Annotated in this window: 11 protein-coding genes; 2 read left to right on the forward strand and 9 right to left on the reverse strand. The window is 37.1% G+C overall.

All coding sequences use genetic code 11. The features are described 5' to 3' along the window. Positions 1-37: 37 nt before the first annotated feature. From RQ893_RS06755 to cls, 9 genes are all read right to left on the reverse strand, one after another. Complete coding sequence (locus RQ893_RS06755) at positions 38-166, reverse strand: hypothetical protein (RefSeq protein WP_311482288.1); 129 nt, start codon at positions 164-166, stop codon at positions 38-40. Then, complete coding sequence (locus RQ893_RS06760; protein WP_311482289.1) at positions 159-542, reverse strand: GntR family transcriptional regulator; 384 nt, start codon at positions 540-542, stop codon at positions 159-161. Before RQ893_RS06760 ends, RQ893_RS06755 begins: the two co-directional genes overlap by 8 nt. Positions 543-645: 103 nt before the next feature. Next, positions 646-1413 carry a uridine phosphorylase gene (gene udp, locus RQ893_RS06765; protein ID WP_311482290.1) on the reverse strand — a complete coding sequence of 256 codons (768 nt, stop codon included), beginning with the start codon at positions 1411-1413 and terminating at the stop codon, positions 646-648. Then, positions 1410-2096: an HAD-IIB family hydrolase gene (locus RQ893_RS06770; RefSeq protein WP_311482291.1), complete on the reverse strand. Its 687-nt coding sequence runs from the start codon at positions 2094-2096 to the stop codon at positions 1410-1412. The genes udp and RQ893_RS06770 overlap by 4 nt, the downstream gene beginning before the upstream one ends. Beyond that, a complete protein-coding gene (locus tag RQ893_RS06775; RefSeq protein WP_311482292.1) occupies positions 2093-2536 on the reverse strand; it encodes a cytidine/deoxycytidylate deaminase family protein in 444 nt (147 codons plus the stop codon). The genes RQ893_RS06770 and RQ893_RS06775 overlap by 4 nt, the downstream gene beginning before the upstream one ends. Before the next feature lie 12 nt (positions 2537-2548). Next, the gene (locus RQ893_RS06780) at positions 2549-3781 is read right to left on the reverse strand and encodes a hypothetical protein (protein ID WP_311482293.1); all 1233 of its coding nucleotides are present in this window, start codon (positions 3779-3781) and stop codon (positions 2549-2551) included. Continuing rightward, the gene (locus tag RQ893_RS06785) at positions 3778-4641 is read right to left on the reverse strand and encodes an ATP-binding cassette domain-containing protein (protein ID WP_311482294.1); all 864 of its coding nucleotides are present in this window, start codon (positions 4639-4641) and stop codon (positions 3778-3780) included. Before RQ893_RS06785 ends, RQ893_RS06780 begins: the two co-directional genes overlap by 4 nt. Continuing rightward, on the reverse strand, positions 4631-5005 hold the full coding sequence (locus tag RQ893_RS06790; protein WP_311482295.1) for a GntR family transcriptional regulator: 375 nt from the start codon (positions 5003-5005) through the stop codon (positions 4631-4633). Before RQ893_RS06790 ends, RQ893_RS06785 begins: the two co-directional genes overlap by 11 nt. A gap of 119 nt (positions 5006-5124) precedes the next feature. Further along, positions 5125-6723, reverse strand: a complete 1599-nt coding sequence (gene cls, locus RQ893_RS06795; RefSeq protein WP_311482296.1) for a cardiolipin synthase — start codon at positions 6721-6723, stop codon at positions 5125-5127. Between the two features lie 88 nt (positions 6724-6811). On the opposite strand from cls, the gene RQ893_RS06800 reads away from it, so the two are divergent. Both RQ893_RS06800 and RQ893_RS06805 read left to right on the forward strand, forming a co-directional pair. Continuing rightward, entirely contained in the window at positions 6812-7570 is a 759-nt protein-coding gene (locus tag RQ893_RS06800; protein ID WP_311482297.1) for a bifunctional hydroxymethylpyrimidine kinase/phosphomethylpyrimidine kinase, read from the forward strand. Between the two features lie 8 nt (positions 7571-7578). Beyond that, positions 7579-8875, forward strand: a 1297-nt coding sequence (locus RQ893_RS06805) for an MATE family efflux transporter (protein WP_311482298.1), incomplete at its 3' end; no start/stop codon positions are given.

The following is an 8875-nucleotide window of genomic DNA, read 5'->3' on the forward strand; positions in this document are numbered from 1 at the left end:
AAGCGTTGAATTTAACGCCTGGGGCTTTAGTATGTACTTATTTAACTATTCCATTTTTGCCTATAAAGCCAGTTACAAAGCCTTTTTTTATGGCAAAATCATTTGGTCCAAGTTTGAATTTGTCATAAGTTTTGCTAAGATTTTTTGCCAGGATTTTTTCAGTCATTAAAATCTCCTTCATATAAATATTCCAAAAGTTCAAATAAATCTTTCTTTTCCATTTCAATATCTTTTGAAATCCTAACTCCTTCAAGAAGAGCGGCTTCGAGTTTTTTCTGCTTTTCTTCAAGCCTTAGATTCGGATCTTCCTTGCCAACAAAAGTCCCCAAACCCTGGCGGGATTCTATAAAACCCTCACTTTCAAGCTCATCGTATGCTTTTTTGACAGTCAAAATCGAAATGGAAAGTTCACGAGCCATCGCCCTCACAGAGGGAAGTTTCTCCCCTGCTTTGATGTTTCCCGTCAAAACCTCATTCCTAATAGCATTTTTAATCTGTTCGTAAATAGGCACTGCCGACCCATTTTTAATAATAATCTTCACTAGCTTTCCCTCTCCTCTATAACAGTATATAACAGTTTATAACACTTGTCAAAAATTTTTCAAATAAAAAATCCTCCCACCTATAATAGTGAGAGGAGAACTCTTATTTATCAGCTTCTATCAAGTTTTTAAGACCTTCAATTCCTACTCTTATTGCCAAGTCTGTGTCGTGAACTACCGGGTTTTCTAGCCCATTCTTTTCTCTTTCTTGGTTGGCTACTACCAAAAAGCAGGACCCAACTCTCACTTTTAGGAAGCTTGCTACAGTAAATAGGGCTGCTGATTCCATTTCGCTGGCGAGTGTGCCAAGCCTTTTCCAGGCTTCCCACTTATTGGTAAGCTCGTAGGAAACTGGCATGGAGTCTGCCTCATGTTGGCCATAGAAGGAATCCTTACACTGGACGATTCCTATGTGGGACTTTGCTCCCAAGGTCTCACTTGCCTTTTTAAGGGCAGATATGACCCCAAAATCTGCCACAGCTGGAAATTCGATTGGAGCATACTCCTTGCTGGTTCCCTCTGCCCTAATGGCAGCCTGGGCTATCACTATGTCCCCGCTTTTTACACCAAGTTCGATTCCTCCGCAAGTGCCAACTCTGACAAAGGTGTGGGCACCGAGTTTGGCAAGTTCTGTCATGGCAATGGCTGCTGATGGACCGCCTATGCCTGTAGATGTGACTGAGACTTTCTCCCCATTCAAAAAGCCAGTATAGGTCACAAATTCACGCCTATCGCCTACTTTTTTTGGATTATCAAAATAGGCTGCAATTTTTTCGCACCTTTTTGGATCACCTGGCAAGATTACATATTTACCAATATCTTCACTCTTTAAGCCTATATGGTATTGTCTGCCGTCGTCTGAATATTTCATATGCCCTCCATGAGATTTTCTATTAACTCTGCCACAGATTTTACGCTAAAATTACAAGCCTCTCTTACAGCCTCATTTGTGACATAATCAAGAGTGTAAGAAAGTGGCGTATTTTTTAGAAAATCAATATCGTTGTAGTCGTCGCCTATGGCAATAATTTCTCCATCATAGGAATAAAAATCCTTGATAAAATCTATTCCTCTTTGCTTATTTATACCCTTTTTGACCACATCTATAACGCCAATAGAATAATGAAAATCAAAGTCTTCTGGAAAATGATTTGGGATTTTATTTTCAGAATAAATCGCAAGGGCCATTATGGATTCATTTATATTTTTAAGATCATTTTCCTTGGCACTTTCCGTAAAAATCGCCATTTGATTAGGAATTTCTTTGCCATAAAAATTTAAAAATTCCCTGGCCTTTGCTTTTGAAATAGTGGCCTTAAAAACTTCTTTTAATTTCCCATTTTCTTTTAGGAAAATGTGGCCACCGTTGTTGCAAATTAGGGCATCAGGATTGATTTTCCCTTCTATTAAGGGATCTAAACTCGCAAAAGACCTACCTGTCACAATAGCAAAAAGATTCCCAGCTTCCTGGAAATCTCTTATTGCTTTTATATCTTTTTGGGAAATTTTCCCGTCTATAAAAATTGTCCCGTCAAAATCTGCTGCCAAAATCATTTTTCATTCTCTTCGATTTTGATATATTCTATGCCGTTTTTCTCGAGAAGCTCAATCGCATAGTCGTCCATCCTATAAGCATTTCTGTAGTAAATTTTTTTGATGCCCGCTTGGATTAGAGATTTTGTGCAATTTAGGCAAGGAAAATGGGTTACATAGCAAATTGTGTCTTTAACAGAAATTCCTTCCTTGGCACAATACAAAATGGCATTCATCTCAGCGTGAATTGTCGCTATGCAGTGGCCGTCCCTCATGGTATGTCCTATCTCGTCACAATGGGCGTTGCCCTTAATTGATCCGTTGTAGCCTGTAGAAACTATCCTATTCTCGCTATTGACAAGGACACAGCCTACATAGGCCCTGTCACAAGTGCCACGCATGGCAACTGTTTCTGCCAGTCTCATAAAATATTCATTCCAACTTAACCTATCTTTTGCCATAACTCTCTCCTCTTAAAATTTAAGTCTTATCTTAAATAGGATATCAAATAATTTGTAAGATATCAAGAGGGAAAGAGCATAGGATAGGATTCTTAGGATAATATTTCCCTCTCCAGAGCTTATTAAGCCAGCAATTATCACAAAGAGGATGGAAGTGAGGGATAGGATTCCTGCCCACTTACAAATTTGTGATAGGACCTTGTTTTTAACCATGTAACCAGATCTTTCCGCAGAAGATCTGCCTATTAGGAAGTAAGTTCCTATGGCGATTATAAGAGCTACTGCAAGACCTGCCCAGAGGGTTGATATCTTTTCAAAATCTGCATTTATGAGTGATAAGAAAACTTGCCCAGCTGGAGATAGTCCTTTTTTGAAATTATAATATGCATCATTGAAATTACCTGGATAGGTATTTCCAAAGATTGCCAAAAAAGAATATATTATGAGCTTAAACCATTCCATAAAGCCTATGGCAATAATGCCTAGACCGATATGTCCAAGGAAATTTCCAGCCAAAAGTCCTAGGGAAACGCCCACTAAAGAGGCTGACACCATAGAAATCATGGATTTCATGAGGAAAGTCCCGATTTTTGCAAAGCTTGCTATTTCAGATAAGGCTGACCCCTTTATTGTAATAGTAACCATTAGGGTATTTATTGTAAACAAGGCTAGGCCAAAGACTAGGGCTACCCCTATTTTCATCAAAAATTCCCTTTTCTTTGACCAAGGAAGCATCCTTGTGAAATCATAATAGTTTAGGGATTCTTCTATTGATGTAAGACCCATTGAGATTATCATAATAAAGACAAGGGATAGGGCCATAGAGCTTGTTAGCTTTTCTGTCATGTCTAACTTGTAGGAATCAAGATTTTCCATGCCCCTCATAAATTCTTCATAGGTAGATTGTTTTTCCCAAAGGTCGTCTTTGTCGAGTTTTTCCATATATTCTTCATCATAAGACATTTCTTCTCTATATCTTAACTTATATTTTTTGGCAAAGGCCTGGGCAGTTTTTTCTGCTTCCTTTAAATATTTTTCATCAATTTTTTGATCATCTGAATGAGTTTTCTCTTCCCCAATATACCTTTCCATTTTTCTTACATTATCTGTGACACGAAAAGCGTCCCATTTTAAGTTGCTTTTTACCCCAAGGGTGTTTGAAAGGGTGATGAAAAATCCGACAAGGATAAGCCAGATTGCATATCTCTTCCAAGTTAGTTTGAGTAATTTCCTAAAGTCTTTCATATCTCACCTCCAGCTTCCATATAGAAATAATCTTCTATCTTTAGGTCTAGGATATCGTACTGGACAATCTCTTTGTCTGACAAATACTCTCCTAATAACATATCATCAGCCTTAATTAGGATTACCTTTACCCTACCTAGAGAAGATACAAGGACAGAATTTTCTGCCAAAGCCTGTGGGAGTTTATCTTTGACAACAACTTGGACCTTTTTGATATTTTTTGTATCCACACTTGTATTTTTAAGCCTTCCATCCTTAGAAAGATATAAAATCTCCTCACATACCCCAGTCAAATGGTCTAAGTCATGGCTTGAGGCAAGGACTGTTCTTCCCTCTTCCTTGGCATCTAGGATATAGGATAAGATTAATTTTTTGTTTAAAACGTCCATCCCGTCAAGGACCTCATCAACTAGGAGGATATCAGCCTTGGAAGCAAGTATTGTAATTAATCCTAAGAGGTTTTTTTGCCCCTTGGAGAGGTTTCTGATATTTTTGTTTGGGTCAATTTCATTTTTATTTATTTCTGTAAAGAAATAATCGCTGTCAAAGTCTTCGTAGCTTATCTTATAAAAATCTGGTAAGTCCTTGGCCTTATAAAAGCTAAAATAATCAAACCTGTCTGGCAAAAATCCTATATGGGAAATTAGTTTTGGATTTTCAATTAGTTTTTTCTTATCAAGGGTAAATTCTCCTCCATCTGCCAAATATATCCCGCAAAGGATTTTAAGGAGGGTAGTCTTTCCTGATCCGTTCCTGCCTACTATACCTGTTATAGTGCCTGGCAAAAGCTTAAAAGATACGTCTTTTAGGACTTGGCTCTTGCCAAAGGCCTTGCTGATATTATTAACTTCAAATAACATCTATCTCTCCTTCTACTTTCTCATACAATTCGATGATTTCTTCCTTAGAAATCTTTAGGAAAATGGCTTGGGACATTTCTTCTTCAAGTTTTCCTAAAAACTCATCCCTCTTTAAGTCGATTTTCTCTTCGTCAATATTTATTATAGTACCTATGCCCGGTTGGGTTTTGATAATACCTTGACTTGATAGCTCTTTAAATGCCTTGGATACTGTAGTTTGGTTAATCAAAAGCTCCTTAGAAAGCTCCCTTACAGAAGGAAACTTATCCCCATTTTGAAGGTAACCTGCCGCTATGGCAAGCTTAGTCTGCTCAACAATCTGCATATAAAGAGCCATGTCTGAATTTGGATCTAATTTAAACATTTCAACTCCTTACTGTTTGGTCATACACCATACATCTTAATATAATTATATCTAGCTTTGGATTTTTGTCAAATAAAAAGACTGGCATAACCAGTCTAATTTTGATTTTTAATTTATCCCTACATCAAAGGGGCAAATGGTTTTAGGAGTTTTCCAAAAACCTTAGTCGAAGTTTTCATATTTGCTAAATCTTCATCTGTCACAAGTTTGCTTACGGCAAAGAACTCATCAAAGTCTTCTTTTATGGTTTTAAGACTTTCTGATTTATAAATAAGAACCCCACATTCAAAGTTTTGGTAGAGGGCCCTGTAGTCGAGATTTATTGTTCCTACTACCCCAATTTTCCCATCAGCTAGCCAGGTCTTTGAGTGGACAAAGCCAGGAGTGTATTCAAAAATTTTCACCCCATATTTTAATAGCTCTGGATAATGGTTTTTTGCTAGGGTGAATGCGACTTTCTTATCTGGTATATGAGGAATACCAAGCCTTACGTCAACTCCCTTCTTGGCAGCACTTTGAAGGGCAGAAATCACTTCATTATCCACAATGAGGTAAGGAGTCATAGCGTAAACATAATCCCTAGCATTATTTACCATATCAAGGTAAATGTTTTTGCAAAGTCTCTCGTCATCGGTAGGATTATCCGCAAAAGGAATATAGTAGCCATCTTCTTCCTTTTCTTTAACGAATGCTAAATATGAGCCAAAATCTTCGATGACTTCATCTTTTTTTGCGGCATTCCACATAGTTAGAAACAGAACAGCTAGGCTTTCCACAGCCTCTCCTTCAACTCTCAGACCACAATCCTTCCAATGACCGAAACGCTCGTACTTATTAATGTATTCATCAGCTATATTTATCCCACCAGTATAACCAACCTTACCATCAATAACCATGACCTTCCTATGGTCTCTGTTATTTAGATAAGTTGAAACTATTGGATACATTTTAGAAAAGACCCTAAATTTAATACCAAAGTCATCCATTTCGCTTTCAAAATTGGAATGAAGTCTGGTAATAAGGTTTGACCCGTCAATTAGTAGCCTAACCTCTACACCTTCATTCACCTTATCAACCAAGAGCTCAAGTATGGTCCCCCACATATATCCGTAGTCGAGGATAAAAAATTCCATAAAGATATAGTCTTTGGCATTTTTAATATCCTTAATCATGGATTCAAACATAGTATCTCCCAGCTTAAAATACTGAGATTTGCTAGCCTTGTAGGCAGAAAATCCGCCGATATGTTTAAGGTAGGTGGCAAGGTTTATAAACCTCTTATCTCCTGTCGCCATGAGTTCCTTTTTTGTAAGAGACCTTTGGTGGTAAATCCTAGATTCTTTTTCAAGGTCAAGAACCCTCTTGTGCTCTCTCCTATAACCGATTTTAAAATATGACATCCAAAAAGCCACTATGGCAAAGGTTGGAGCTACAAAAATAAAAAGTGCCCAAGATAATTTCATATAAGGATTCATGTCACTAATATTTAAAATTACCATAAGCATGATAAAACTAAGGATGGACGAACCCCCAAAAAGGTAGTATTGGTTAATACCTAGATACCTATAAAGACTCATAAGGATAAAAATTTGAGCAAGAATCAAAAAGGCAAAGAGTCCCGCCCTTGAGAAAATCAATGAGCCTAAACCTTTTTTGGTTTTCTTGACATACTTATTTTCTTTAATTTTATTAACAACATTTTTTGTATGCTCATTCATAACACTACTATACTACTTGAAAGTTTTTTATCCTTAAATTATTTGACATCCTTCATCAAATCAATAAAATAAAGCCAAGGAGACTTAAATGAAAAATGTACTAATTTTAAATGACTTCGTATCCAAAGGAAAGATTGCTGCAAGGCTAATGGCCCCAGTACTCTCTTATATGGACTGTGAAGTTTTTTTGCTGCCGACTGCAATGATAGCAAATAATTTTTCCCTAGGTGGAAATGCTTTTTATAATATAGATCCCTTTATCAAGGAAAGCCTACAAAACTGGGAAAATCTCGGCATTAAATTTGACCTAATTTTTATTGGCTACATAGAAAACTCTAAGCAAAAAGATATGATAAAAGATTTTATAAAAAATCTCGACTACAAGCCAACCATTGTCTTTGACCCAATCATGGGAGATGACGGCGCCCTATATCCTGGTCTTGATGAATCAAAAATAAAATCTTACAAGGACCTAGTAGCCATAGCTGACATAATTATTCCAAACAAAACTGAAGCAAATTTTTTAGACCTAGACCTAGAAAGTCTTACAAAAAAAGGCAAAAAAATAATAATTACATCAGCAAACAAGGACGACAAACCTGCTGTTATATATTACGATGGCAAGGAAAATATCATCCCCTATAAAAAAGAAAATATCAACGTTGGTGGAAGCGGAGACTTATTTGATGGCTTATTTATTGCTTATCTTTTAAAATCTTTTGACTATATACAAGCCATTGATAAAACCTGTAAGGATATAGTTAGGATAATCCTAGCCAATGATAAGGACAACCCTGGTGCTAGCGAAATAAATATCGAAAAATACCTAAGTCTAATTGAGGGATAGGAATGGAAATAAGTAGGAAAGAATATTTTAAAAAATCATTAAAAATAGCTTGGCCTGCAGTCCTAGAATTCTTCTTTGTGTCAATAGCAGGAATCATAGATACCTTCATGGTATCAAGCCTAGGACCAGCTGCGATAGCTGCAATTGGTCTTACAACCCAACCAAAGTTTTTGGCCCTATCAGTATTTTTTGCCATCAACGCTGCAGTTTCTGCCCTCATAGCCAGACGCCAAGGCGAAGGCAAGAGAGATAAGGCCAATATTACCCTTACCACAGCCCTATACATAATGGTATTTTTTGTAATAGCAGTAGATCTTTTGATGATCCCTTTTGCCAATCAAATCTTATACTTTGCTGGTTCAAATACCGAAACCCACCAACTTGCCTATGATTATTACATAATAATTATGATAGGAATGTTTTTTAACTCCCTATCCATGCTAATAAATGCTGGTCATAGAGGCTGTGGCAATACACAAATAGCCTTTATTTCAAACCTGGTATCATCGCTCGTAAATATTTGCCTAAACTATCTACTAATAGATGGCAAGTTTGGTTTTCCAAAGATGGGCGTAAGAGGAGCAGCTCTTGCAACAGTCCTAGGTACTGTAGTCGCCACTATTATGTGCTTAATTTCCCTAATCAACAAGGATTCTTACATGAATTTTAAAACCATGGCAAAGAATAAGTTCAAATTCTCACTAAAGATAGCCGGTGAAATAAAAAATCTAGCCGTAAACCTCTTTGTTGAAAATGTATCAGCCAGGGTTGGTTTTATGATAACAGCAATCACAGCTGCAAGACTTGGTACAGAGGCCTTTGCCGCCCATAATGTAGGCATGAACCTCCTAAGCATATCCTTCTCCTTTGGTGATGGGATGCAAGTAGCAGCCATTGCCCTAACAGGCAACGCCCTCGGGGCAGGCCTAAAAGATGAAGCTCGCAAGCTCGGCAAGTCTTGCCAAGAATTAGGCTTCATATTTTCTGTAATAATCTCTTTAATAATGATATTTTTCGGTAGAAATATATTTTCTATATTTTTTAGTGAAAATCATATACTCGACATGGGTGTTCTAATTTCAAGGTTTTTGACCATTATTGTCCTCCTTCAGATATCACAAGTTATCTATGGGGGTTGCCTAAGAGCCGCAGGTGATGTAAAATATACGTTAGGAGTTGCACTTGTGTCTGTAACCTTTATCAGATCTATAGTAACTCTTATCTGTGTTAATGTTTTAAAACTAGGACTTGCTGGTATCTGGATTGGTATCCTATCTGACCAAGCATCACGATTTATAAGTCTAA

The sequence above is a fragment of the uncultured Anaerococcus sp. genome (assembly GCF_963510915.1).
Taxonomy (GTDB): domain Bacteria; phylum Bacillota; class Clostridia; order Tissierellales; family Peptoniphilaceae; genus Anaerococcus.

Bases quoted from the DNA above. Each gene is read 5' to 3' on its own strand.
- cls (WP_311482296.1), bottom strand. From the start codon at position 6,723: ATGAATGAGCATACAAAAAATGTTGTTAATAAAATTAAAGAAAATAAG.
- RQ893_RS06780 (WP_311482293.1), bottom strand. From the start codon at position 3,781: ATGAAAGACTTTAGGAAATTACTCAAACTAACTTGGAAGAGATATGCA.
- udp (WP_311482290.1), bottom strand. From the start codon at position 1,413: ATGAAATATTCAGACGACGGCAGACAATACCATATAGGCTTAAAGAGT.
- RQ893_RS06770 (WP_311482291.1), bottom strand. From the start codon at position 2,096: ATGATTTTGGCAGCAGATTTTGACGGGACAATTTTTATAGACGGGAAA.
- RQ893_RS06800 (WP_311482297.1), top strand. From the start codon at position 6,812: ATGAAAAATGTACTAATTTTAAATGACTTCGTATCCAAAGGAAAGATT.
- RQ893_RS06775 (WP_311482292.1), bottom strand. From the start codon at position 2,536: ATGGCAAAAGATAGGTTAAGTTGGAATGAATATTTTATGAGACTGGCA.
- RQ893_RS06755 (WP_311482288.1), bottom strand. From the start codon at position 166: ATGACTGAAAAAATCCTGGCAAAAAATCTTAGCAAAACTTATGACAAA.
- RQ893_RS06790 (WP_311482295.1), bottom strand. From the start codon at position 5,005: ATGTTTAAATTAGATCCAAATTCAGACATGGCTCTTTATATGCAGATT.
- RQ893_RS06785 (WP_311482294.1), bottom strand. From the start codon at position 4,641: ATGTTATTTGAAGTTAATAATATCAGCAAGGCCTTTGGCAAGAGCCAA.